Origin of the sequence: Metabacillus sp. 22489, from assembly GCF_052044855.1 — a bacterium.
Classification (GTDB): Bacteria; Bacillota; Bacilli; order Bacillales; family Bacillaceae; genus Metabacillus; species Metabacillus niabensis.
On sequence record NZ_JBQENT010000023.1, the window covers coordinates 50,628 to 76,895 of the forward strand.

Annotated in this window: 25 protein-coding genes and 1 riboswitch; of the genes, 2 read left to right on the forward strand and 23 right to left on the reverse strand. The window is 38.2% G+C overall.

Annotation, left to right across the window (positions count from 1 at the left end; all coding sequences use genetic code 11):
* Positions 1–53: 53 nt before the first annotated feature.
* From ACTJJ9_RS14430 to ACTJJ9_RS14460, 7 genes are all read right to left on the reverse strand, one after another.
* Positions 54–1,292 (reverse strand): CamS family sex pheromone protein, encoded by a 1,239-nt coding sequence (locus ACTJJ9_RS14430; RefSeq protein WP_145581960.1) that lies wholly within the window; start codon positions 1,290–1,292, stop codon positions 54–56.
* A 14-nt stretch (positions 1,293–1,306) separates the two neighbouring features.
* Entirely contained in the window at positions 1,307–3,313 is a 2,007-nt protein-coding gene (gene ligA / locus ACTJJ9_RS14435; RefSeq protein ID WP_145581958.1) for an NAD-dependent DNA ligase LigA, read from the reverse strand.
* A gap of 35 nt (positions 3,314–3,348) precedes the next feature.
* Positions 3,349–5,577 (reverse strand): DNA helicase PcrA, encoded by a 2,229-nt coding sequence (pcrA, locus tag ACTJJ9_RS14440; protein ID WP_145581956.1) that lies wholly within the window; start codon positions 5,575–5,577, stop codon positions 3,349–3,351.
* Between the two features lie 122 nt (positions 5,578–5,699).
* Positions 5,700–6,386, reverse strand: a complete 687-nt coding sequence (locus ACTJJ9_RS14445) for a heptaprenylglyceryl phosphate synthase (protein ID WP_440768698.1) — start codon at positions 6,384–6,386, stop codon at positions 5,700–5,702.
* Positions 6,387–6,643: 257 nt separating this feature from the next.
* On the reverse strand, positions 6,644–6,952 hold the full coding sequence (locus tag ACTJJ9_RS14450) for a YerC/YecD family TrpR-related protein (RefSeq protein ID WP_095303127.1): 309 nt from the start codon (positions 6,950–6,952) through the stop codon (positions 6,644–6,646).
* A gap of 105 nt (positions 6,953–7,057) precedes the next feature.
* Positions 7,058–8,050: a DUF3048 domain-containing protein gene (locus tag ACTJJ9_RS14455; RefSeq protein WP_145582032.1), complete on the reverse strand. Its 993-nt coding sequence runs from the start codon at positions 8,048–8,050 to the stop codon at positions 7,058–7,060.
* Positions 8,051–8,120: 70 nt separating this feature from the next.
* A complete protein-coding gene (locus ACTJJ9_RS14460) occupies positions 8,121–9,863 on the reverse strand; it encodes an adenine deaminase C-terminal domain-containing protein (protein ID WP_145581953.1) in 1,743 nt (580 codons plus the stop codon).
* 111 nt (positions 9,864–9,974) lie between these two features.
* Here ACTJJ9_RS14460 and ACTJJ9_RS14465 point away from each other — a divergent pair, with 111 nt between their 5' ends.
* Positions 9,975–10,271 (forward strand): YgaP family membrane protein, encoded by a 297-nt coding sequence (locus ACTJJ9_RS14465; protein ID WP_145582029.1) that lies wholly within the window; start codon positions 9,975–9,977, stop codon positions 10,269–10,271.
* A 49-nt stretch (positions 10,272–10,320) separates the two neighbouring features.
* Positions 10,321–10,422, forward strand: coding sequence for an EYxxD motif small membrane protein (locus ACTJJ9_RS14470; RefSeq protein ID WP_440768699.1), 102 nt, complete (start codon positions 10,321–10,323; stop codon positions 10,420–10,422).
* On the opposite strand, the gene purD is transcribed toward ACTJJ9_RS14470, so the two are convergent.
* From purD to ACTJJ9_RS14550, 16 genes are all read right to left on the reverse strand, one after another.
* Positions 10,403–11,671 (reverse strand): phosphoribosylamine--glycine ligase, encoded by a 1,269-nt coding sequence (gene purD / locus ACTJJ9_RS14475; RefSeq protein ID WP_145581951.1) that lies wholly within the window; start codon positions 11,669–11,671, stop codon positions 10,403–10,405. The two genes, ACTJJ9_RS14470 and purD, sit on opposite strands and share 20 nt — an antisense overlap.
* A gap of 84 nt (positions 11,672–11,755) precedes the next feature.
* Positions 11,756–13,294 (reverse strand): bifunctional phosphoribosylaminoimidazolecarboxamide formyltransferase/IMP cyclohydrolase, encoded by a 1,539-nt coding sequence (gene purH / locus ACTJJ9_RS14480; RefSeq protein WP_095303131.1) that lies wholly within the window; start codon positions 13,292–13,294, stop codon positions 11,756–11,758.
* Positions 13,295–13,312: 18 nt separating this feature from the next.
* Positions 13,313–13,879 (reverse strand): phosphoribosylglycinamide formyltransferase, encoded by a 567-nt coding sequence (gene purN, locus ACTJJ9_RS14485; RefSeq protein WP_145581949.1) that lies wholly within the window; start codon positions 13,877–13,879, stop codon positions 13,313–13,315.
* The gene (purM, locus tag ACTJJ9_RS14490) at positions 13,876–14,916 is read right to left on the reverse strand and encodes a phosphoribosylformylglycinamidine cyclo-ligase (RefSeq protein ID WP_145581947.1); all 1,041 of its coding nucleotides are present in this window, start codon (positions 14,914–14,916) and stop codon (positions 13,876–13,878) included. Before purM ends, purN begins: the two co-directional genes overlap by 4 nt.
* 260 nt (positions 14,917–15,176) lie before the next feature.
* A complete protein-coding gene (gene purF, locus ACTJJ9_RS14495) occupies positions 15,177–16,589 on the reverse strand; it encodes an amidophosphoribosyltransferase (protein ID WP_095303134.1) in 1,413 nt (470 codons plus the stop codon).
* The gene (gene purL, locus ACTJJ9_RS14500; protein WP_145581945.1) at positions 16,565–18,793 is read right to left on the reverse strand and encodes a phosphoribosylformylglycinamidine synthase subunit PurL; all 2,229 of its coding nucleotides are present in this window, start codon (positions 18,791–18,793) and stop codon (positions 16,565–16,567) included. Before purL ends, purF begins: the two co-directional genes overlap by 25 nt.
* Entirely contained in the window at positions 18,777–19,460 is a 684-nt protein-coding gene (purQ, locus tag ACTJJ9_RS14505) for a phosphoribosylformylglycinamidine synthase subunit PurQ (protein WP_095303136.1), read from the reverse strand. Before purQ ends, purL begins: the two co-directional genes overlap by 17 nt.
* The gene (purS, locus tag ACTJJ9_RS14510; protein WP_095303137.1) at positions 19,457–19,711 is read right to left on the reverse strand and encodes a phosphoribosylformylglycinamidine synthase subunit PurS; all 255 of its coding nucleotides are present in this window, start codon (positions 19,709–19,711) and stop codon (positions 19,457–19,459) included. Before purS ends, purQ begins: the two co-directional genes overlap by 4 nt.
* Positions 19,699–20,424, reverse strand: coding sequence for a phosphoribosylaminoimidazolesuccinocarboxamide synthase (purC, locus tag ACTJJ9_RS14515; protein ID WP_145582027.1), 726 nt, complete (start codon positions 20,422–20,424; stop codon positions 19,699–19,701). The genes purS and purC overlap by 13 nt, the downstream gene beginning before the upstream one ends.
* 133 nt (positions 20,425–20,557) lie before the next feature.
* On the reverse strand, positions 20,558–21,850 hold the full coding sequence (gene purB / locus ACTJJ9_RS14520) for an adenylosuccinate lyase (protein WP_095303138.1): 1,293 nt from the start codon (positions 21,848–21,850) through the stop codon (positions 20,558–20,560).
* The gene (gene purK, locus ACTJJ9_RS14525) at positions 21,847–22,998 is read right to left on the reverse strand and encodes a 5-(carboxyamino)imidazole ribonucleotide synthase (RefSeq protein ID WP_145581943.1); all 1,152 of its coding nucleotides are present in this window, start codon (positions 22,996–22,998) and stop codon (positions 21,847–21,849) included. The genes purB and purK overlap by 4 nt, the downstream gene beginning before the upstream one ends.
* Positions 22,985–23,473, reverse strand: a complete 489-nt coding sequence (gene purE, locus ACTJJ9_RS14530) for a 5-(carboxyamino)imidazole ribonucleotide mutase (RefSeq protein ID WP_145581941.1) — start codon at positions 23,471–23,473, stop codon at positions 22,985–22,987. The genes purK and purE overlap by 14 nt, the downstream gene beginning before the upstream one ends.
* Positions 23,474–23,594: 121 nt before the next feature.
* Positions 23,595–23,696: riboswitch (purine riboswitch) on the reverse strand.
* A 73-nt stretch (positions 23,697–23,769) separates the two neighbouring features.
* Positions 23,770–23,970, reverse strand: a complete 201-nt coding sequence (locus ACTJJ9_RS14535; protein ID WP_095303141.1) for an NETI motif-containing protein — start codon at positions 23,968–23,970, stop codon at positions 23,770–23,772.
* Positions 23,960–24,508: a DUF2179 domain-containing protein gene (locus ACTJJ9_RS14540; protein WP_145581939.1), complete on the reverse strand. Its 549-nt coding sequence runs from the start codon at positions 24,506–24,508 to the stop codon at positions 23,960–23,962. The genes ACTJJ9_RS14535 and ACTJJ9_RS14540 overlap by 11 nt, the downstream gene beginning before the upstream one ends.
* Positions 24,509–24,980: 472 nt before the next feature.
* Positions 24,981–25,115 (reverse strand): hypothetical protein, encoded by a 135-nt coding sequence (locus ACTJJ9_RS14545; protein WP_255452053.1) that lies wholly within the window; start codon positions 25,113–25,115, stop codon positions 24,981–24,983.
* Positions 25,116–25,404: 289 nt separating this feature from the next.
* A partial coding sequence (locus ACTJJ9_RS14550) for a reverse transcriptase domain-containing protein (protein ID WP_440768700.1) occupies positions 25,405–26,268 on the reverse strand: 864 nt, incomplete at its 5' end.

The window sequence follows — 26,268 nt, forward strand, 5'->3', positions numbered from 1 at the left end:
CTAAACATAAAAAAGCAAGCTAAATACAATAAGTATTTAGCTTGCTTAAAACATTATTTGTAAATATGAACCGTCGGCTCCTCTTGTTTCGGTTCTTTTATGATGAGCGCTTCCTGGCCATTGTTCGACGTAATATTGACTTCAAGTGAGATATAGTCAGGGAATGATTCCATTACTTTCCCAGTGATAAACTGAGTAAACGCAATGACCTCCCCCTTACTATAAAACTGCATCGGAATTTCAATATCTAGATAGTTCATTTCTCCATTTTTATAAAACGCCTTGCCAATTACACCTGTGTAATTTGGAAAGAATTCCTCAACATCTGTTTTAAAGGAATTAAATCTTTGAGCATCATCACGGTATTTCTCTGTTCCCTCATCAGATGGGAATAAAACGTAATCCTCATCAACCGTGTCCCAGCCTCCTAGACTGTTATTGCCTTCCTTTACTACCGATTTAGCAATATAATTTCCTGGTACGAGAGAGGATTTATCCTCTAGCTCATAAATCGCGAATACAACTGGCACATTCTCTAAGCCTTTCGTGCTTCTTATACGTTTAAGTATCGTATCAGCCATTTCCTTTCCTTTTTGCAACAACGTTTCCCTATTAATGTCTATATACTTTTCATAACCATCTTCTTGCTTATAATAATGAATAGAATTCATCGCCAATCCGATAACTACACCGCCAAGTTGAACTGAATTATCTTCATTTCGTATTAAGTAATTATGTTCCAGAATTTGTTTTAGATAAATAGGGTTTTTTTCATTCGCCTCTACAAGATTAATATTTTCAGGTAAAGCCGGGTTCAATCCCACTTCAACGTACTTTTCATCATTACCTGTTGTATTTTTATCCTTTTTGGCTGCTGCTGCTTGAGCATCCTTTAATTCCTGTCCATCTAGTTTACGTTTCAACCAGCTCGAAATCACTTCACTAGTTAAATATTGTCCCTCTTGAAATAAGTACGTATCAGGAGAGAACGTATCTTGTGCAACCCTCATGAGTCCTGTCTCAAATTCATCAATATCTAACCGCGTGCTAACTCCCTCTGCCACATGACCTCTCGCTGCTCCGGGCTTATAGCTTGATTCACCAGCTTTTTTATCTGTATTTAGTATTGTTTTATAATAGGAATCAGAAATATTATACTTTGGTATAATCGCCTGTTCCTTTGAGTCATCTTCCGTTTCCTGAACGATTTGTTCTTCCTGGTCTCCAAAATTTGGTGCACATGCTGTTAATAAAATAAAGCTTGCAAGCACCAACCCTAGTTTCTTTTTCAAGTGACTTACACCTCTTATTTATTTAATTCTTCATAAAGTCGTGCTTCATCCCATACTTCTATGCTTAGCTCTTGAGCTTTCTTCAGCTTGCTTCCTGCAGCTTCTCCTGCTACAACTAAATCTGTGCTTTTGCTAACACTTCCGGTCACTTTCCCGCCTAGTGCTTCAATACCCTCTTTTGCTTCATTTCGCGTTAACTGTTCTAGCTTTCCTGTTAGAACAACTGTTTTTCCCGCCAAATACGAATCACTATCCTCAGCCTTTATCAGCTTTGGACCTTTATATTCAGTATTGACTCCTAAGCTTTTTAGCTCTGCAATTAAATGCTGGACATCTGGGTTTTCAAAATAGGTAACAACTGCATCAGCCATTTTATCGCCAATTTCATTAATCGCGATTAACTCTTCCCTTGATGCCTTCTGAAGATTCTCAATTGTTTCAAACTGCTGTGCTAAAGTTTTCGCCGCCTTTGCTCCAACATGACGAATACCTAGCCCAAACAAAAGTCTTTCAAGGGAATTTCCCTTTGACTGTTCGATTGCTTGTAATAGGTTATCTGTTGACTTTTCACCCATACGTTCAAGCTTGATAAGCTCATCTCTTGTTAATCGATATAGGTCAGCAACATCCTTGATTAATCCTTCAACAAATAATTGCTCTACGACCCGTTCTCCAAGACCATCAATATTCATTGCATTTCTTGAAACGAAGTGGATGAGACCTTCTTTAATTTGAGCTGGGCATTGTGGGTTAATACAACGTAAAGCAACCTCACCTTCAATACGAACAAGCTCACTTTCACAGGCAGGGCAATGTGTTGGCATCGAGAATTCCTTCTCTTCACCAGTTCGCAGGTCAACTAAGACGTTAACAACCTCAGGAATGATATCACCTGCTTTTTTTACAACAACAGTATCACCGATTTTGATATCCTTTTCTCTAATCAAATCTTCATTATGAAGAGAAGCTCGTTGGACCGTTGTCCCAGCAACCCGAACTGGCTCCAAGATCGCTGTTGGTGTAATAACACCTGTTCTCCCAACGCTTAATTCAATATCAAGTAATTTTGTCATCACTTCTTCAGCAGGGAACTTATAGGCAATTGCCCAACGCGGACTTTTTGCTGTAAATCCAAGCTCCTCCTGTTGTGCTAACGAATCGACCTTTATTACGATACCATCAATATCATACGTTAACGTCGACCTTTTTTCCTGAATTTCATTGATCGCTGTTAAGACTTCCTCAATGCTGTCACATTTTCTACGCTCTTTATTTGTTTTAAACCCTAGTTCTTCAAGCAAATCCAATGCTTCACTATGCCTCTGGACACCGATACCACCTAAATCAGCGATGCTATACACAAAGATGTCGAGGTTTCGTTTCGCTGCTATTTTCGGGTCAAGCTGTCTGATTGAGCCAGCAGCTGCATTTCTCGGATTTGCAAATGGTTCTTCCTCTTGCTCAAGTCGAAGCTCATTCAATCGTTCAAAGGATTTTCTTGGCATAAACGCCTCACCACGAACCTCAAATGACAACTCTCTCTTTAGCCTTAAAGGAATTGAGCGAATGGTTTTCAGGTTTTCCGTAATGTCTTCTCCTGTCGTCCCGTCCCCTCTTGTTGCACCTTGTACAAACAAACCATTTTCATATCGTAATGAAACTGCTAAACCGTCAATTTTTAACTCAACAACATATTGAACATCGTCCCCAACTGCCTGTCTTACCCGACGGTCAAAATCACGTAAATCTGTTTCATTAAATGCATTGCCGAGACTGAGCATTGGCGTTCTATGTTCAACCTTTTGAAAGGCCTCTAACGTAACACCACCGACCCGTTGTGTTGGTGAATCAGGGGTTTTCAACTCAGGGAATTGCTCCTCTAGCTTGATTAATTCCTGCATTAATCTGTCATACTCAGAATCGGGAACACTCGGTTTATCAAGAACATGATATTCATAGTTATAGGTGTTTAGCAATTCATGTAATTCTTGAACCTGTTTGAGCGCTGATTGTTTGTCCATTCAGATGTTCAATCCTTTCTAGAACATTTCTTTACTTATATACGATTAATTGGTGCAAATTTTGCAAGTAGACGTTTAATGCCTACTGGGCTCGGAAACGCGATATCCAATTCTGTTCCTTCACCAGAGCCTTTGACACTGACAACTGTACCTATTCCCCATTTTTTATGCTCTGCTTTGTCGCCAACAGACCATGAAAGCTGATCTCCTCCTGTTGAGGCTGCAATTGGTCTCATAACAGGTGGACGTTTATCCTGACGGCGTGCTGCTGCAAAGCTTGATGTCGCTGTTGACGCCTGCTTTTTCTTTATCTCTTCATTTAGATTTTCAATTAATTCACTCGGTATTTCCTTTATAAACCGTGATTCAGGATTCATACTAGTCCGACCGAATAATGTCCGCATTTGAGCATTTGTGATGTATAGCTCTTGTTCCGCTCGCGTGACCCCAACATACATTAATCGACGTTCCTCTTCCATTTCGTCCTCTTCCATTAACGAACGGCTATGTGGGAAAACACCTTCCTCAAGGCCGATTAAAAAGACAACTGGAAACTCTAATCCCTTAGCAGAATGAAGGGTCATTAAGACAATCGCATCATTTTGTTGCTGCTCATCTTCCTCAAGCTTATCAATATCTGATACGAGAGCCAAATCTGTTAAGAAGGCAACTAAGCTTTTATCTTCACTTTGCTTTTCAAATGTCTGTGTAACAGATAAAAACTCATCAATATTTTCAAGTCTACTTTGTGCTTCCAAAGTTTTTTCTTGCTTTAGCATTTCCCGATAACCTGATTTTTCGATAATTTCTTCTGCAAGCTCTGTTACCGATAAATAATCCTGCATATTACCTAGGTTTCGAATTAATTCGCGGAATTCTACTAATGCATTGACTACTCTTGCACTAACACCAACCTGTTCAATTTCTTCTAACGCTTGAAAAATTGATAAATCATTGGCTATTGCATAGTTTGCGATTTTATCTACTGAAGTAGAACCGACGCCTCGTTTCGGTACATTAATGACCCTTAATAAACTAATATCATCATCAGGATTTGCGATTAGTCGTAAATATGCAAGTAAATCTTTAATTTCTTTTCTATCATAGAACTTAATTCCGCCAACGATTGTATAGTTAATATTTGATTTGAGTAAAACTTCCTCAATAATCCGCGATTGTGCGTTTGTACGATAGAGAATAGCGATATCGGAAAATTTTCTCTGACCAGAGTCTACGAGCTGTTTAATCTTCCCTGCTACAAACTGTCCTTCCGCTGCTTCACTATCAGCACGATAGTAGGTAATTTTAGAGCCTTCTAGGTTTTCCGTCCATAATTTTTTCGGCTTTCGATTTGAATTATGCTTTATAACTTCATTCGCTGCTTCGAGAATTAATTTTGTTGAACGATAATTTTGTTCAAGTAAGATGACTTTCGCTTGAGGGTAATCTTTTTCAAAGGAAAGAATATTTGCAATATCTGCTCCACGCCAACGATAAATGGATTGATCGGAGTCCCCTACGACACAGAGGTTTTGGAAACGTGCTGCCAGAAACTTAACTAACATATATTGAGCCCTATTCGTATCTTGGTACTCATCTACATGAATATATTGGAACTTTCGTTGATAAGTTTCTAACACTTCAGGCACCCGTTGGAACAATTGAATTGTTGTCATGATTAAATCATCAAAATCGAGTGATTGATTTTTTCGCAGCTTTCGTTGGTACTCCTTGTAAACATCACTTACAACTTGTTCATAATGACTGCTTGCCGTTTTATCAAACTCATCTGGCGTAAGCAATTCATTTTTCGCGCTGCTTATCGTTCCTAAAATGCTTCTTGGATCATACTTTTTAGGATCGAGATTCTTTTCCTTTAAAACGGTTTTTATGACCGACAATTGATCTGTCGTATCAAGAATCGAAAAGTTACGATTTATTCCCATTCTGTCACTATCTCGACGCAAAATTCTTACACACATTGAGTGAAACGTAGAAATCCATATATCATCTGCACCAGGCCCTAATATATGCTGAATTCTTTCTTTCATTTCACGCGCTGCCTTATTTGTGAACGTAATCGCCAAAATATTCCATGGTGCAATTTGCTTTTCTACCATTAAGTAAGCAATTCTATGTGTTAACACACGCGTTTTTCCACTTCCGGCTCCAGCCATAATCAACAATGGTCCATCAGTTGTTTTTACTGCTTCCTGTTGCTTGTCATTCAAACCAGTAAGGAGTTGATTTGATAAAAATTGCAACGTCTTCACCGTCCTTCTAGGAACATATGTTCTAATTTTAACAAATTCACTTAAATTTTTAAACCTTTATCTACAACATAAAACGAAACCCCTTTTATAGCGTTTCGTCTTCTTAAAAGTCTTTACTCTTTAACAGCAGCTACAGTTTGTAAAGCTGCTTCAAGGTTAGTATAAATAGCATTTCCAACAACGACAACATCTGCATGCTTTGCAAATTGCTTCGCTTCTTCAGGGGAGCTAATTCCTCCTCCATAAAATAACCTTGTATTTGTTAATACTCGTTTGCATTCCTCTACTAAGGCGATATCTCCAAGCATGCCACTGTACTCCAAATAGAAGATTGGGAGGTTATACATTTTTTCTGCTACACGAGCATAGGCGATGACATCGTCAGTTGAAAGATTTGTATTTGCTTCTGACAATTTTGCTGCCTTGCAATCAGGATTTACGATACAATAACCCTCAACAAGAATATCATCCCAATTCATAATCTCTCCATATTCTTTTACAGCTTCATGATGCAATTCTATCATCCATTTTGTTCTTCTACTATTTAATACAGTTGGAATAAAATACAAATCAAATCCCGGAATAATGGAATCCGCTGTTGAAACCTCTAATATACATGGAATTAGATACCGACGGACTCTAGACATTAAATTTAACACATTATCCTCTGTCACATTATCGCTGCCTCCGATAATAATTCCGTCTGTTCCAGATTCACATATTCTTTCTAAATCTTCATCACTTATTTCTTTATCAGGATCGAGTTTAAACACATGCTTCCACTCGTTAATATCATACATGTATAGAATCCTCCATTCAAAACATCCATTTCACTATTATAGCAAATTACATACTAGCAAAAAACTATAAGAAGGATCCATATTTTGAAAAGCGAAATGCACCTTGGTCCGCCCGACGAGCACAGGACGCAAGGGAAAAGAAGACGTTCTGCTGAGCAAGAGACATAGTAAAGAAGAAACTATTGATTATTTATGGAAATAAGCACCTTTTACTTGTTTCTCATAAAAAAGGAGCAGTCATTAAGACTGCCCCGCTCTTATTCTGTTTCTTCCTTTTTATTGTGTACACGCTCAAGTGCCATTTGATAGGCATCATTCCCATAGTTTAAACAGCGTTTTACTCGAGAAATCGTTGCCGTGCTAGCACCTGTTTCTGTTTCTATTTTGTGATATGTATTCCCTTCTCTTAGCATTCTAGCTACCTCTAGCCTTTGAGCTAATGATTGAATTTCATTTACAGTACATAAATCATCAAAAAAACGATAGCATTCCTCTAAATCTCTTAATGATAAAATCGATTCAAAAAGCTGATCAAGCTCTCTTCCTCGTAGCTTTTCAATTTGCATATATCCATTCTCCTTTTGCCTTTTGCCTTATTAGTAATACGTAGGGGGCTAAGGTCCCCCTAATCGAAATGAAGCTCATTCCAGCCGCTAATGTTAATTACTTTTTTATTCAATAAAGAAGGACTTTTCTAAACTTGGAACAATATTTATCCATGTTTTCCCGGGTACAAATTTAATAACTTCCCCATCTTTCACCGGAACAATACGGCCTTCTCGGTTTTCCCATTCTACCTCCTGCATAATGCCTCCTTGCAGGAGAATTGCTTTACCACCTGACTGAACATCAATGCTTCTTCTACCATAATTATCAATATAGTCATGCTCCATTTCAACAACAAAAACATTACTTATTGTAATAGGTTCGCCACTTTCCATATCGTAGGTCATTTCGTCATCACTATATCTACTATAGCTATTGTTAGTTTGATTATACTCATATGTTGCCTGCCATGTTTCCAACTTGTCATATTCTATAACAAACTTATTTACATGTTCACCTTTTAATAATTCCATTTCCTCTTCTGATAAAAATTGATATGGTTCTACTTCAGAATCTGAGCTGTAATTCAATTCTTTAGCACCTTTTAAAATATTTTTATAGGAAATATAGGAATTATGTGGAGCTTTACGGTTGTCTGCTCTCCAAAATAGTGTACCATCATAAGACAATCCATTTAAATAATCTGCCTCACCTGACTCAAGCTTCTCCTTAGCTGATGGACTCCATCCATGGTGAATGTAAAGAGCATCAAAGCCTTTGCTTAAGTCAATAAAATACTCCCTTGCACTACGTACAGGTCCTATAATATCAGGTATATCACTTTGAAAAACAGCCAAAAACCTTGTAATATTCCCTTCAGCTAATGCCTCATAAACAATATCTGCCTTGTGCAGCCCTGACTGAGGTCGTGCTTTAGGATGGTTGTTAATCATGACTGTAACAGGTCGGCGATTTACATCTCCGTCCACTGTCTTAAGTCCTGTTAGTGGATAGATTGATTTTTCTTCGACATGTGCAGATGTCTCTTGTTCATTTTCATTTTGAGTGAAGTTGTTTTGCTCTTCTTCTGTATTGCAAGCGCTTATAAATAGAAACATGGGCACTATGATTAATAAGCTGCAGATCCTCCGCAAACTAACACAACCTTCTCATTTTCACTTTTATATTTTAACGCATTATTGATGGAAAGAGTACCGTTTTTTTCATGACATCAAAAATACCTCTTGGTGTTATCCTTATATAAGGTAAATGTGTTGATGAGAAAAATAACAATGAATAAATCGGATCATCAAAAAGATAGCCTCTTTCTTTTAATTTCTCAAAAAAATCCGTCTGTTTAGAGATAATCATCTCTAACTCTTCATTAGATGCACTACCATTTAACTGCAATGCTAATTCAAAAATTACCTTTTCCCTCTCATAAACGACAATGCCTCCACCAATTTCCTTCATACGTTTAAACGCAGCTAGCATATCATCCTTGCTTTTTCCCATTAATATTATATCCCCAGTTGTAGAATAGGAACTCGCAAAGCCCTGAATTTTTTTAGAAAATCCTTTTAATACTGTATTAATCCGCCATTCTCCATTTCGGTCAATCAGAGCTAAAAAGCTTTCATCATGCTCAGTCGATAGTTGGTTCACAGAACTATCTATTGCTAATGAATAAGGCTCCATAATAACGGAATTTTTCATTTTCATTCCAACTGGCATTGAAAATTGCAAGTCATCCATCGTTAATTCCCAATTAAACTTCATTGGCTGAAGACCATATTTTCCCCAGTTAATATTATCATTTACTTCTTGTTGTACCCCATCCTTCACTAACCATTCACCCTTTGCCATAACTGAGGATGGTGCTGGATTGTCGATACTTTCTAATATATTTAGTGTAGCCATTCTTCCTGGAGCAATAACCCCAATTTGATCATCAAGCTGATAATATTTTGCAATATTAAATGTTGCCATATGATATGCATCGATTGCAGGAACATTTGCTTGTAATGCTATATCAATACATTGGTTCATCATGCCATCCTTATAAAAGGTTGGTGTCGCTCCGTCCGTTGTAAAGTATACATGATCATAGGTCGTTAGTCCTTCATTCTGTACCTCTTGTAACAATTTTGGCAAATCAGGACGAATGGAAGAGTGTCTTAATGCTGCAGTATACCCCATTTTCAATCGATTCATTACATCTTTTCCATTCATTGATTCATGATCACTATCAACTCCAAATAGCTTCATCTTCAATAAGGTTGATTGTGAAGCACCTGGTAAATGACCTTCAATTTTTTTCCCACGTCGTTTCGTTTCTCTTAACCAGTATAAAATCCAATCATCACCATCAAGCAGTTTTGGCCAGCTCGTTAATTCCCCTCCTTGGATTACAGATGGATGTGCGAGCCATTGCTTTAAAAAGTCATGTGAAAATATTCGCTCCTCTCCATGAACTTCTGTTTGTAGATCAAATCTTGACCACCAATAATAGTGATATGGTAATTTTCCGACGTCACCTAAAAACGTAAGCGCTTTCTTTTTATCGTATTGCAAAAGGAAAAAAAGGTTATCACCTACAAATGTTGTCGTTCCTGTTTTCGATACATACTTCGCAAGTGACAGGGGATTATATAATTGAAATGGATGTGCGTGAGGTTCTATATAGCCTGGTACAACAATTTTGTTCGCACAATCAATCATTTCAGTTTGGTTCATTTGTTCTGGTAATTGATCGCCGATATAAACAATGCGGTCATCTGCAATCCAGATATTACCCTTTATCCATTGGCGAAGATAAGAATGGAGAATTGTTGCATTTTTTAACACCGTTTTTGGAGCAAGTTTGTTGGAAATAACATCAATATGTTTTCGAATCTGACTCAATTTCCATTGATATGTTCTCTCGGGCATAAAAAACCCTCCATTTTCATTACAAATTTTACTACTATGTTACCATAGGAATTTTATGGATGCATTAACGTTTTATTGCATTTTCATGACAAATTCAGGAAGGTGAGAATGATGAGACCGAATATTGGAATTGTGAACGCGCTTATTCGGATTACATGTGGGTTAACGATGCTAGCTTGGTCAACGTCTAAATATTGTAAAAGACCTTGGAGAGATTCATATATCATTGTAATGGCACTTGCTGCAATGAAGGTCGGTGAAGGTATTTTACGCTTCTGTCCAATTACTTACCTTTTTGAACGAAGCAATTTTTCGTTCTTTAATGGGTATGACGATGAACATTTTGATGATGATGACGATTTTGATTATGAAGAGGATGAAGATAAAATCGTCTATGAACAATCTTAAAAGGGACTGGCGTTAAGCCAGCCCCTTTCATTAAATGGAGGTATCTAAAATGTTTATTGAATATTTAACAGATATGTCATTTCTTTTAATAGCTCTTATTGGCGGTATTGTTGCTTTACTGTTTGTTTATATTAAGAAACGACGTGTTTAATTGCCTTATTTCCAATATCGTTACGGTAAAATAACGCTGGTGAGGCAACCTTTTCTACAAGCTCATATGCTTGCTTTTGTGCATCCTGGATTGAATCACCATACCCTGAAACAACGAGTACTCGTCCACCATTATTTACATACTGCTCGTCCTGCCATTTTGTACCTGCATGGAAAATCACTGCATCGGTTTGTTCTGCTTGAAGTGTTCCAATTGGCTGACCCTTTTCATAATCATTTGGATACCCTTTTGATGCAAGAACTACCCCTAATACAGCCTTTTCTGACCATTTCAGTTCAACCCGCTTATCTTCAAGAATTGCTAGCAGTGCTTCGATTAAGTCTGACTCTAATCTTGGCAGTACTACTTGTGTTTCAGGATCACCAAAGCGAGCATTAAACTCAATGACTTTCGGTCCATCTGTCGTTAAAATTAAACCAGCATATAAAATTCCTGTAAACGAGCGCCCTTCACTAACAAGTGCTTTAGCAGCAGGCTTTAGGATTGTTTCAACTGCTTGTTCGACAACTTGCTCAGAGATTTGCGGAACAGGTGAATAAGCTCCCATTCCTCCAGTATTTGGACCTTCATCATTGTCATAAGCACGTTTATGATCTTGAGCAATGACCATTGGGTACACCTTTTCGCCGTTTACAAAGGCCATTAGTGAAAATTCTTCCCCAGCTAAAAACTCCTCAACAACGACAGAGCGTGAAGCATCACCAAATTTCCCACCCTCAAGCATATCTGTAACACTATTTAATGCCACATCAAGTGTTTCAGCAACCGTTACACCTTTTCCTGCAGCTAGTCCATCCGCTTTAATAACAATCGGTGCACCTTTTTCTTCAATATATGCTTTTGCCTGTTCAACATCTGTAAAGGTTTGGTAATCAGCAGTCGGAATATTATATTTAAACATCAGCTCTTTAGCAAAGTTTTTGCTTCCTTCAATAAGGGCAGCTTCCTTTGTTGGTCCAAAAATCTTTAACCCAGCAGCTTGGAAATCATTGACGATTCCATTTAATAATGGTACCTCAGGACCGACAAATGTGAAGTCGATCGCTTCCTTCTTAGCAAAATCCAACAATCCTTGATTATCTGTTTCACTAATCGGCACTAATGTTGCAAGCTCCTGCATTCCGTCGTTACCTGGAGCAACAAAAACCTTTGTTACTAATTTGCTTTGGGCAGCCTTCCAAACTAGAGCATGCTCCCGTCCACCTTGACCAATAATTAGTACTTTCATTTAAACACCTCATTCATTAAATTTAGTTTTCTTCAGCTAGATTTCAAAAGATAAGGGGATATGCTCCCCTCTTTAAAAAATGGATTAATGTTTAAAATGACGTACTCCAGTAAATACCATTGCAATTCCATACTCATCTGCGACACGAATGGAATCCTCGTCACGGATTGAGCCGCCTGGTTGAATAATTGCCGTAATTCCAGCCTTTGCTGCTTCCTCTACTGTATCAGGCATTGGGAAGAACGCATCAGAACCAAGTGCACTACCCTTTGCTTTTTCCCCCGCTTGCTCAATCGCAATTTTAGCCGATCCTACACGGTTCATTTGCCCAGCACCAACACCAACCGTCATTTCATCCTTTGCAAGAACGATCGCGTTAGATTTGACATGCTTTACAACCTTCCAAGCAAGCTTTAAATCTTTCCATTCTTCTTCAGATGGCTCACGCTTCGTTGGAATTGTTACTTCAACATCATCTAAAGAAAGAGCATCCTCATCCTGAACAAGTAAACCGCCACGTACAGATTGTAATTGTTTTTCCGGCTTAGAGGCTGCTGCAACATCAATTGTTAATAAGCGCAAGTTTTTCTTGCTTGTTAATACGTCTAAAGCTTCTTTACTAAATGATGGTGCAATGACAATTTCTAAGAAAATTTCATGTAGTTTTTGCGCTGTTGCTTCGTCCACTTCACGATTCAATGCAACGATTCCGCCAAAAATTGATGTTGGGTCAGCTTCATAGCATCGAGTAAATGCTTCAAGAGTAGAAACACCTACGCCAACACCACATGGGTTCATATGCTTAACTGCTACTGCAGCTGGCTCTGTAAACTCACGGACAATTTGCAATGCAGCATCTGCGTCTTTAATATTATTGAAAGAAAGCTCTTTTCCGTGGAGCTGCTCTGCATTTGCGATCGATGCAACTGGTACGAACGGTTTTTGGTAGAATGTAGCCTTTTGATGTGGATTTTCTCCATAACGAAGCGCTTGTTTCTTTTCAAATGTAAATGTAACAGATTCTGGATCCTCTTCACCAATTGTGTTTGTTAGAAATTCAGCAATTAGCGCATCATAAGCTGCTGTATGTCTAAATACCTTTGCAGCTAAACGTTGCTTTTGTGGAAGTGATACTTCACCAGTCGCTTTTAGTTCTTCTAATACTGCCTGATAATCCTGTGGGTCAACAAGAACTGTTACATCCTCATGATTTTTCGCAGCTGAACGAAGCATTGATGGTCCACCGATATCAATGTTTTCAATCGCATCCTGGAACTTAACATCTGGCTTTGAAATCGTTTCTTTGAAAGGATATAGATTAACAACTACTAAATCAATTGTCTCAATGTTATTTTCCTTTAATTGATTCATATGACTAGGATTGTTTCGAACAGCAAGCAAGCCGCCATGAATATTAGGGTGAAGTGTTTTTACACGACCATCCATAATTTCCGGAAAACCTGTTACTTCTGAAATACCAATTACCTTTAACCCATTTTCCTCCAATAATGATTTCGTTCCACCTGTTGAAATGACTTCAACACCTAAATCGATTAATTCTTTAACAAATGGAACAAGATTTTCCTTATTTGAAACACTAACAAGCGCACGTTTAATTGCCATTTCTGTCACCTCTATACTTTATTTTGAAACTAATTTCTGGATTACTTCTGGATATAAGACATGCTCAACCTGATGAACCTTTTCTGCTAACGTTTCGTTTGTATCATCTTCAGCAATTTCAATTGCCTTTTGCGCGATAATTGGACCTGTATCCATTCCTGCATCAACGTAATGAACCGTTACCCCGGTTACTTTGACACCTGCGCTAAGAGCCTGGCCAACCGCATCGATTCCCGGAAAAGCTGGTAAAAGAGAAGGATGAATATTAACGATTTTCCCTCCATATGCCGATAATAAGGTTTGACCGATTAATCTCATATACCCCGCTAATATAACTAAATCAATTTCTCGTTTTTGTAGCTCAGCTAGGATTTCTGCCTCGAACTGTGCTTTTGTATCATAATCTTTTGGATTAAAGCTAAAAACAGGAATTTGTGCATCTTTTGCTCGATTAATTACACCAGCTTGAGGCTTGTCACAAACAACAAGACCAATTTCTGCTTTGATTTCACCTGTATTAATCCGTTCAACAATCGCTTGAAAATTACTGCCATTCCCTGATGCAAAAACTGCTATCCTTTTCATCGGAGCACTCCTTCGTTAAACGATACACCTGCTCCTTCTGTAACTCGCCCTATAACATATGACTTTTCTCCGTTTGCCTCAAGCTGCCTCATTACATCCTGTACAAGCTCTTCTTTAACAGCAAGAACAAATCCGATTCCCATATTAAACACATTGTACATATCCATACTGCTTAAATTTCCCTTTTCCTTTAGGAAATCAAATATCGTTGGGATTTCCCATGATCCTAAATCAATTTCTACCCCAGTTCCTTCAGGAAGCATTCTTGGAATATTTTCGATAAAGCCGCCACCGGTAATATGAGCCATTCCGTCTACCTTGTAATTTTTAATTACATCAAGTACAGGCTTTACATATAGCCTTGTTGGTGTTAATAGTACCTCACCAAGTGTTTGTGTAAATGGAGGATATATTGTTTGAAGATCTAGCTTTTCATCCTCTAGAAGAATTTTACGAACAAGTGAAAATCCATTGCTATGAATACCGCTTGATGGGAGACCAATCAGTGCATGTCCAGCTTGAATGTCTTCACCTGTTACAATTTCATCCTTTTCAACGACACCAACTGAAAAACCTGCCACATCATATTCATCTTCTTCATACAATCCCGGCATTTCTGCTGTTTCACCGCCAACAAGTGCACAGCCTGATTCTTCACAACCATCGGCAATTCCTTTAACGATTTGTTCGATCTTTTCTGGCTTTGCTTTACCTAATGCCAAATAATCTAAGAAAAATAATGGTTCTGCACCTTGTGCAAGAATATCATTCACACACATTGCAACCGCATCGATACCAATCGTATCATGCTTATCTGCCATAAAAGCTAATTTCAGCTTCGTTCCCACTCCATCTGTACCGGAAACTAAAACTGGCTTTTTATAATTTAATTCGCTTAAATCAAACATTCCCCCGAAGCCACCGAGACCACCCATAACACCGGAACGCAATGTTTTTTGGACATGCTTTTTCATTCTTGATACTGCCTCATAGCCTGCTTCAATATCAACACCAGCTTGTTTATAAATATCGGACATATGTGATTCCTCCTTAGCAATCTTCATTGTTTCTTCTCATAATACATTCGGATAAATGTAAGACAGGAATCGATCACTTCGATTCCTATCTCACTTTTTTCTTATCTTTTAAGAAGGTAAGGTTATTCTTAATTTTTGTGTCTAGCTTTTAGCGACTAGCTCCTCGAGTCATAAGCGATTAGAAATAGAAGGTAACGTACACCTTCAATTCACAATCTCTTTTGCTTGTCGAAGCTGTTCAAGCCGCTTCCGCATTTCTTCTACGCCTTCTCATGCGGAAGTACAGTATCTGGATAGATTTCTGTTGGATAACGTCCTGTAAAACAAGCCAAGCATTGTCCTTTGAATTCACCTTCATACGGTCTGCCGATTCCTTCAAGCAAGCCTTCAACACTTAAAAAGGCGAGACTATCAGCACCAATAAGCTGACGAATTTCTTCAACGGAATGGTTAGATGCAATTAATTCTTCATGTGTTGATGTGTCAATTCCGTAAAAGCATGGATTGGCAATCGGTGGGGAACTAATCCGTACGTGAACCTCTTTCGCGCCTGCCTCACGTAACATCGTAACAATCCGACGACTCGTTGTTCCACGAACAATGGAATCATCCACCATGACAACACGTTTTCCTTCAACAACACCACGAACAGCAGAAAGCTTCATTTTTACGCCTTGCTCACGTAACGATTGTGAAGGCTGAATGAACGTGCGTCCTACATAGCGATTTTTAATTAACCCTAGTTCATAAGGAATACCTGTTAACTCAGCAAAACCGATCGCAGCTGAAATACTAGAATCCGGTACACCTGTTACAACGTCAGCATCCACTTCAGACTCGACAGCTAATCGCTTGCCAAGGTTTTTCCGAGCTGTATGAACATTAATCCCATCAATATTACTATCAGGGCGAGAAAAATAAATATATTCCATGCTACAGATTGAGCGATTGATGTTCATTGAGAATCGTTCGGAACGTATTCCTTCATCATTGATGATTAATAATTCACCAGGCTGAACATCTCTTTCATATCGTGCACCAACTACATCAAATGCACATGTTTCAGAAGCAATGACATAAGCATCACCTAACACACCGATTGATAGTGGACGTAGTCCGTTCGGGTCTAAAGCAACCATCATTTCTGTTTCAGTCATAATTAAGAACGCATATGCACCTTTAATAACCGTTAATGCACTTTTCACTGCTTCCTTCATATCTTTATAGCCACTTCTTCTAATTAAATGAGCAAGCACCTCAGTATCGGAAGTCGTTTGAAAAATACTGCCTTGAGCTTCTAGCTGATGCTTAAGCTGATTTGCGTTGACAAGGTTTCCGTTATGAGCAAGTGCTAGGCTGCCACTATGTGATTTAAAATGGAGAGGCTGGACGTTTTCATATCCGCCTCCACCAGCAGTAGCATAACGAACATGCCCAATCGCTGCTTTACCTGATAATTCATTTAGTTTACCGTTACTAAATACTTCATTAATCAGACCTAATCCCTTCATGCTAGTCAGCTTTTCCCCGTCAGTAGTGACGATACCAGCACCTTCTTGCCCTCTATGTTGTAAACTGTGAAGTCCATAATAAGTAATTTGAGCCGCTTCAGGGTGTCCCCAAATTCCAAAGACTCCACACTCTTCATTTAATCCCTTGATTTCAGCAAGCATGGGATAGCTCCTTTCCATGCATCCTTTAGCTCTTCAACAGATGCATCGATAAGTGATTCTCCGTTTTCATTTTTCACAATTAACGTCCCTGTATTTGTAACTTCTCCGATACATACTGCATCAACTAATTGCTCGAATGCTTGTTGGTTTTCTTCTTTCACTGAAAGAACAAATCGAGTTTGAGATTCACTAAATAATGCTGTTGTTGCATCACCAGAAAGTGTTACTTCTGCTCCTAAACCTTTGCCAGCAAACAATGGTTCAGCTAAAGCAACAGCAACGCCACCCTCTGATACATCATGTGCTGATGCAACTGTGTTAGCACGAATCGCTTTTGAAATTTGTCCTAATACGTTTCTTTCATTCTCTAAATCTAGCTCTGGAGATTTACCAAAGATTTTTCCATGAAGTAGCTTTTGAAGCTCACTTCCACAAAACTCTTGCTTTGTTTCACCTACTAAGTAGATTAAGTCTCCAGCTTCTTTAAAGTCTTGAGTCGTAATATAATCTGTATCCTCAATTAAGCCAACCATTCCGATAACTGGAGTTGGATAAATAGCTGTACCGTTTGTTTCATTGTAAAGTGATACGTTACCTCCAATAACTGGAGTTTCTAATACACGGCAAGCTTCACTAATACCGTCTGCAGCTTTTTCAATTTGCCAGAAGATTTCTGGTTTTTCCGGATTACCGAAGTTTAAATTATCTGTAATCGCTAATGGTGCTCCACCAGAGCAAACGATGTTACGTGCTGCCTCTGCTACAGCAATTTTCCCGCCAACTTCAGGGTCTAAATAAAGGTAGCGAGAGTTACAATCTGTTGTCATCGCTAAAGCCTTTTTCGTATCACGAATTCGCACAACTGCTGCGTCAGAACCAGGTGCTACAACCGTGTTCGTACGAACCATATAATCATATTGGTCATAAACCCACTCTTTACTTGCGATTGTCGGTTGCTTTAATAGATTGATAAGTGTTTCTTTATAGTTATCTACCTTAAGCGGTGCAACATCCATTGCTTGGAACTCTTTATAGTATGCAGGTACAGCTGATGGCTTATGATAAACAGGTGCTTCCTCTGCAAGAGCATCAACAGGAAGCTCACAAACTACTTCACCCTTATGGAAAAGACGTAGCATTTTATCATCTGTTACTTTCCCAACCGCTACCGCTTCTAAATCATACTTTTTAAATAAATCAATGATTTCTTGCTCTCTACCACGCTCTACTACAAGTAGCATTCTTTCTTGTGATTCAGAAAGCATCATTTCGTATGGAGTCATACCTGTTTCACGTTGTGGAATTAAATCAAGATTCATTTCCATGCCCGATCCAGCTTTACTTGCCATTTCTGCAGAAGAACTTGTTAATCCAGCTGCCCCCATATCTTGAATACCAACTAAAGCATCACATTTTACCACTTCAAGACAAGCTTCAAGCAATAGCTTTTCCATAAATGGATCTCCAACCTGAACCGCTGGACGATTTTCACCAGAATCCTCTGTTAATTCCTCAGATGCAAAGGTTGCCCCATGAATTCCATCGCGGCCTGTTTTAGCGCCGACATACATAACCGTATTGCCAACACCTTTTGCTTGACCCTTCTTAATATCTTCATGATTAATTAGCCCCACACACATTGCGTTAACGAGTGGATTTCCTTCATATGAATCTTCAAATTGAATTTCTCCACCTACCGTCGGGATTCCGATACAGTTACCATAACCGGCAATTCCAGCAACAACCTCTTCAAATAAATATTTCACACGTGGCGTTTTTAGCTCACCAAAGCGTAGTGAGTTTAAAATTGCAATTGGTCTTGCTCCCATTGAAAATACGTCACGAATAATTCCACCTACACCAGTTGCAGCACCTTGATATGGCTCAATTGCTGATGGATGGTTATGACTTTCAATTTTGAAAACAACCGCTTGGTTATCTCCAATATCAACAATCCCAGCCCCTTCACCAGGACCTTGTAATACCTTTTCGCCTGTTACTGGGAATTTCTTTAAGATAGGCTTTGAATTTTTATAGCTGCAATGCTCAGACCACATAACAGAAAAAATACCAATTTCCGTATAGTTCGGAAGGCGCCCAATGATTTTTTCTATAAGGGCAAACTCGTCATCACTTACACCCATTTGTCTATAGATTTTTTCATCTTTAATCATCTGGTTCGTTGGTTCAAGCAGTAGTGACATGAGATTCCCTCCAGTTTTTTACGATTGATTGAAATAATTTTAATCCGTCAGCACTTCCAAGCAATGAATCAACAGCACGCTCAGGATGTGGCATCATCCCTAATACATTTCCGCGTTCATTTGTAATTCCTGCAATATCCTCTAGGCTGCCATTTGGATTTTCTTCGTACGTAAACACGATTTGATTGTTTTCTTTAAGCGTTTGAAGTGTTTCTTCATCACAATAATAATTCCCTTCACCGTGCGCAATTGGGACAGAAATTACTTCGTTTTTTTCGTAAGCTGAAGTAAAGGCTGTTTCATTGTTTGCAACAACTAAGTTAACTGGACGGCACATAAATTTTAAATTTTCATTTCGTTTCATAGCACCTGGTAATAATCCAGCCTCTAATAAAATCTGGAATCCATTACATACACCAAGAACAGGTTTTCCCGCTTCAGCAGCCTTAATCACTTCTTGCATCACATTTGAAAAACGTGCAATCGCGCCAGAGCGTAAGTAATCACCATAAGAGAAGCCCCCTGGTAATAAAATACCGTCAAAGCGACTTAAATCAGTCTCATCATGCCAAACGTACTCAACCTCTTCACCGAGCTCATCTTTAATGGCATGATACATATCTACATCACAGTTCGATCCTGGGAAAACGATCACAGCGAATTTCACTTTGTGACTACCTCCTGTACCTCATATCTATAATCTTCAATAACTGTATTGGCAAGCAGCTTTTCACACATTTCACGAACAGCCTCATCTAAATCGCGGTCTGATTTTTCGATTGTTAACTCCATATATTTCCCAATGCGGACATCCTGAACTTCGTTATACGCCATACTGTGTAGTGCGCTTTTTACTGCGCTCCCTTGTGGATCTAATACACTTTCTCTTAACGTGACATAAACTTTTACTTTGTACATTCCTTTTGTCCTCCTAGTCTAGTTAAAATCACTTCATATGCATCTGTTAAACTACCAATACCTCTGCGGAAAACATCCTTATCAAACTTCTCATTTGTATGAATATCCCATAAACGACAAGTGTCAGGTGATACCTCATCCGCTAATATGATATTGCCTTCATCTGTTAAACCAAATTCAAGTTTAAAATCGATTAAGCGAACATCACATGAAAGAAAATGTGCTTTAAGTACTTCATTTACTTGTCTTGCTAATGTTTTAAGCGTACTTACTTGGTCCTTTGTCGCAATTTGCAATAACTCGATATGGTCTTCTGTAATAAGCGGGTCACCAAGCGCATCATCTTTATAATAAAATTCAACCAGGGGTTCCTTTATTTCTGTTCCTTCTTCAATTCCAATTCGTTTAGAAAGACTTCCAGCAACGACATTTCTGACAACTACTTCTAACGGAATAATCGTTACCTTCTTTACGAGCTGCTCTGTTTCAGAAAGTCGTTTAACAAAATGATTTTCGATTCCATTTGCTGTTAGCTTCTCAAAGATTAATGTTGAAATCTCGTTGTTTAATCGACCCTTACCAGTAATCTCTTCCTTCTTCTCACCATTAAAGGCCGTTGCGGAATCTTTATAAGCTACAAATAGTAAATTTGGGTCATTTGTTTTATAAATTCGTTTGGCTTTACCTTCATATAATTGTTCAAGCTTTTCTATGCTCAACTGTAAGCCCTCCTGACAGAATATTGGGAATATTAAAGATATTCTTTGTCACATTTTCTAACCACATTTTTTGTTCATAGATTAGCAAGGGGTTTTAAACATTTAAAACCCCTTCCCTTTATTTTTTTTACAAACCTAATCGTTCAAAGATTGTGTCGACACCTTTTAAGTGATAATTGTAGTCGAAGCAATCCTCAATTGTTTCAGGTGAAAGACGTGAAGTGATTTTTTCTTCTGCCTCAATGAGACCACGGAATGGTACTTGTTTTTCCCATGCTTCCATCGCTTTTGGCTGAACAAGGTCATATGCTTCTTCTCTTGTCATACCAGTATCAATAAGCGCTAATAACACACGTTGAGAATAGATTAATCCTTGTGTACGGTCCATATTACGCTTCATGTTTTCAGGGAAGACCGTTAGATTTTTCACAATGTTTCCAAAGCGATTTAACATATAATTTAATGCAATTGTTGCATCTGGTAAGATAATTCGTTCAGCTGAAGAATGAGAAATATCTCTTTCATGCCAAAGTGAAACATTTTCATATGCTGTCATCATATAACCACGAATAACACGAGCAAGTCCTGTCATATTTTCAGAGCCGATTGGATTACGTTTATGTGGCATTGCTGACGATCCTTTTTGACCTTTAGCGAAGGATTCCTCAACTTCTCTAGTTTCACTTTTTTGTAGTCCGCGAATTTCCGTTGCAAATTTTTCAATCGATGTTGCGACAAGTGCAATCGCAGCCATGTAATTTGCATGACGATCACGTTGTAGTGTCTGTGTTGAAATTGGCGCTGGCTTAGTTCCTAATTTTTCACAAACATACTTTTCAACAAAAGGGTCGATGTTTGCATATGTTCCAACTGCCCCAGAGATTTTTCCGTACTCTACTCCAGAAGCAGCCTGCTTGAAACGCTCTAGATTACGCTTCATTTCCTCATACCATAAAGCAAGCTTTAATCCGAACGTAGTCGGCTCTGCATGGACACCATGTGTACGCCCCATCATTACTGTATACTTATGCTCTTGAGCCTTTTCTTTTAAAATTTGAATAAAGTTCTCGATATCTTTTAATAAGATGTCATTCGCTTGTTTAAGTAAATAAGATAATGCAGTATCAACAACATCTGTTGAAGTTAGCCCATAATGAACCCATTTACGCTCTTCACCAAGTGTTTCAGATACTGCGCGAGTAAAGGCAACAACATCATGGCGAGTTTCTAATTCAATTTCATTAATTCTGTTGATATCAAATGTTGCATTTTTTCGAAGAAGTGCAACATCTTCCTTAGGAATTACACCTAGCTCCGCCCATGCTTCACATGCTAAAATTTCAACCTCTAGCCATGCTTTAAACTTATTTTCTTCCGTCCAAATTGCGCCCATTTCTGGTCTTGTATAACGTTCTATCATTCCTTATTTCCTCCGTTCTCTTTTTGACCCCATATTTTGTTTATCATTTCTATATCTTGCTCAATATTGTTACTAAATAGATTTAAATGGCCCATTTTTCGTTTGGTTACCGGCTCTTTTTTACCATATAGGTGCAGCTTCCCATGTGTTAAGAGTGAGAGATTGTGATTAACAACCTCTAAATCTTCGCCAAGAATATTAACCATCAATCCACTTTGCAATAATGTCGTTTGTCCTAATGGTAAATTACAAACTGCTCGAACATGCTGTTCAAATTGGTCCGTTTCACAAAAATCAATCGTATAATGGCCTGAATTGTGTGGTCGTGGAGCTAATTCATTAATAAAAATTTCTCCAGCTTTAGTTAAAAACATTTCAACAGCAAGTGTTCCAACTAGCTCGAAATGATTTGCAAGCTTAACAGCTAATTCCTCAGCCTTTACCTCTATATCTTTACTTATCCGTGCTGGAACGATACTTTGATAAAGAATATTATCTTTATGGATATTTTCAGCAACTGGAAACGTCTTTGTTTCACCATTTACAGATCTAGTAACAATAACTGAGATTTCCTTATCAAATGGAACCCACTTTTCTAAAATACAAGTACCATTTGTTAAAAGCCTCTTCGCTTCTTCAAAATCACTTTCTTGGCGCATTACGAATTGACCCTTACCATCGTACCCGCCTCTACATGTTTTTAACACAGACGGTACACCTAGAACATTAACAGCAGCTTGTAGCTCCTCCTCAGTTCGAACTATCCGATACGGTGCAACCTCACATCCAGCTTGGACGATTGCTTCCTTTTCCGTTTCACGATCTTGCGTTAAAAGTAAAAGTGAGCTTTTTTGGGGAAGGTTTGCCTGCTCCTCTAACCAACGAAGCGCATCATAATCGATATTCTCAAATTCATATGTGATAACATCGCTAACTTCAGCTAGTTTTTTTATCGCCTCTATATCATCATAGCTTGCAGTAATTTCAATATCGGCAAGCTGACCACATGGGCAATTTTCCGTAGGATCCAAAACAGCAATTTTATATCCAAGCTGCCTAGCTGCAATTGCCATCATTCGCCCAAGCTGACCTCCACCGATAATTCCTATTGTACCACCTGGCAAGATTGTTTTATTATCCAAGTTCATCACTGCTCTCTAAAACTTTTAATCTTAATTCTTCTCTTCTCGAATCTAAGCTTTCTGCTAATGCATCATTCTGAATTGATAAAATTTCTGCAGCTAATAAACCAGCATTTGTTGCCCCAGCCTTCCCAATCGCAACAGTAGCAACTGGAACTCCTCCTGGCATTTGAACAATAGATAATAGAGAATCCATTCCATTTAGTGCTTTAGATTGTACAGGGACACCAATAACTGGTAGTGTTGTTTTTGCTGCGACCATACCAGGTAAATGAGCTGCACCACCTGCACCTGCAATAATAACTTTTAAACCTCTATTTCTAGCACTCTCTGCATATTCAAACATATAATCTGGCGTTCGGTGAGCAGATACTACCTTTTTTTCATAAGGAACACAAAGTTCATCTAGTATTTCACATACATGCTTCATCGTTTCCCAGTCTGAAGTACTCCCCATTATCACTCCAACTTGTGGATTCATCTTTTCCCCACCTTTATTCTTTATCTAAACAGAAAAAGACTCGATATACACCTTTCTCATATATAGAGAAAGGACAGTATACCGAGTCCGGAATCCAAATAATCATATGATCCGATTCGTTTATACGTTCACTTTCCCTCATAGTCCGACAATTTACGGTTATCGGGTAGAAACTTCTGGGCCATATTCCCAATTATATATGAGGTTGATTTACAAGTTTATCTTAACAATGTAGACGTTCTATGTCAATGTTAAAATCGAACGATTTATTTTAATGTAATGTTAATGTTCGGATTTTACAGCAATTTACCTTCGAAAACGATTTTTCTACCACAAGGCACTGCTTCAACGACATTATTTATCATTTCTTCTTTGAAAATTGGTTGTTCCATTCTTCTCACAGGAAAATAGCCTTCCCGTTTCATTCTATCTAAACATTCATCAATTGTCTCATTCTCTTCAACAACAAACTTTTGCTTTTTTGGCTTAGTTGTCATGCTTTAATTTCCCCTTTCGAACAGCCTTCACCCAAAATCCACCATGAATTGTCTTAGGCTCATATGCAATAATAAATGCCTTTGGATCAAGCTCCTTTATATTTTGATAGAGCTTTAACTCATACTTCCTTGGAGTTAATATTTGCATCGCTAAACGATTCCCCTCTAATCCACTTGCCATCCAATTTGTAACCCCATACCCCTTATCTCGTAATAACTTTGGTAAGTCCTTTTCACTCTCTGTACTTATAACATTAACTGTAATATATCCAAGCGCTAATTTTTCTTCGATTTTCATTCCAACAATAACACCGATACCATACCCTACCGCATATGCAATTAAGTTTTGTATTTCATTTAGATTATCTAAAACTAACCCAAGACCGACGACATAAATTACTACTTCAAACATGCTAATAAAAGCAGCCAAATACCGTTGACCCTTTAATGTTAATATCATTCTGATTGTAAAGAACGAAACATATACAATATTTATAATTAAAATGATGAGAACCATTGTGATGCTGTTTTGAAGCACAAAATTCCTCCTCATATTATTCCCGTAAAGTAAATTAGGTTTTATTTTACTAAAATTTTTTAATCGTTACAATGGGGGAGATAAAATTCTTTTCGAAGAAGTATAATATGCATAATTATTATTAGAATAGCCGTAAAACAATTACATATTCAAAAATTCAAACGTACATAATAAGTTTTCTACTATACTTTTTATATCAGTCACAATAAAAAGAAGTTTCAAAAAATATCGAGGATATAAAAACAGAGCACAGATCACCCATTCTTTAATACTTAGTTTTTCCTCTTTGAACGCACATTCCGGTTTTCTCTCTCTGCGCTTCCTACGACCTTCTTGCTTCTCCCAAACCTCAGGCTAGTAAGTACACTTTGTCTCTACGCTTCACTATCAACCTATCGGTTTTTATTTAAACACAAAAAAAGACCAGTATTTCTACTGATCCTTTTCCATCTTACCTGGCAACGTCCTACTCTCACAGGGGGAGTCCCCCAACTACCATCGGCGCAGAGAGCTTAACTTCCGTGTTCGGATTTCGGCTTGCGATAAGCAAGCGAATCTCTTCGGAAGCTTGTTCGTTCAAATCCTCATGTGCTCGAAGAACGCACATTCCGGTTTTCTCTCTCTGCGCTTACTACGACCTTCTTGTTTCTCCCAAGCCTCAGGCTAGTAAGTATACTTTGTCTCTACGCTTCACTATCAACCTATCGGTTTTTATTGTAGAGTAGAAAACAGGAATTAGATATTGCCTTCTTGTCCTCGGTTTTCAGGGTGTTCCACCTTACTAAGCCAGACAGGAGGGCTATTTCTTTTCCTGCTTCCCCTCATCAATTCCGTACGTGAGGTTTTCCCTCATACGGCTTTCCGATGTTCTTCTTCTTTGGCTTTACGTACTTCTCTTACTTAGCTAATTTCACAAGTTTGTGTTGGGCCATTTTAATTACTTGACCCATTTTACTATGCTTGTGTCGTGTATTTCGTTTCTTGTTCCAAAACAATGTTAATCTTTCGATTACATACCAATCAATTCGATTTAGCCATCTTTTGGCGATTGGTGAAATGAGATAGTAATTCTTGAATCCTTGGAGTTTCCTATTTAATCCTTTTATCATTTCAGTTATATCTAGATAAAGTTTATTTCTTTTCCCCGTGTAATCTTTAATTTTATATCTCATATTCTTCATTGCTTTCTTTGTTGGAATATGTGACATGACATAGATTTTAAAGCCACCTTTATTCATCACAAGAAATTTCCTATGATGTAACCCTAGAAAATCAAAGCCATCAGAATCATCCCAGATATTGACCAATCTAGACTTTTCAGCACTTAATGTGAGGTCAAGTTTATGCATAATACCTTTTATTACTTCAATACTTTCAAGTGCCTGCTTCTTGGTTTTGCACATTAATACATAATCATCAGCATAACGAATCAGTTCCCCTAAGTGGGAGAACTTTTTCATCCAAAGGGTGTCCATTACATTTAAATAGATGTTTGATAATAACGGCGAAATGACACCGCCTTGCGGCACGCCAGTGGCGGAGTCACGGAAATGGCCATCTTCCATGATTCCAGCTTTCAACCATTTACGAATGAGGCTTAGAACTCTTTTATCATTTATTCTCATCTCTATGAGTTTCATGAGTTTGTCTTGGTTGATATTATCAAAGTAACCTTGTATATCAACATCTACTACCCAATATGACTTCTTACTTGCTTTTCTAATTTTCGCTATTGCTTTATGAGCACTTTTATTTGGTCT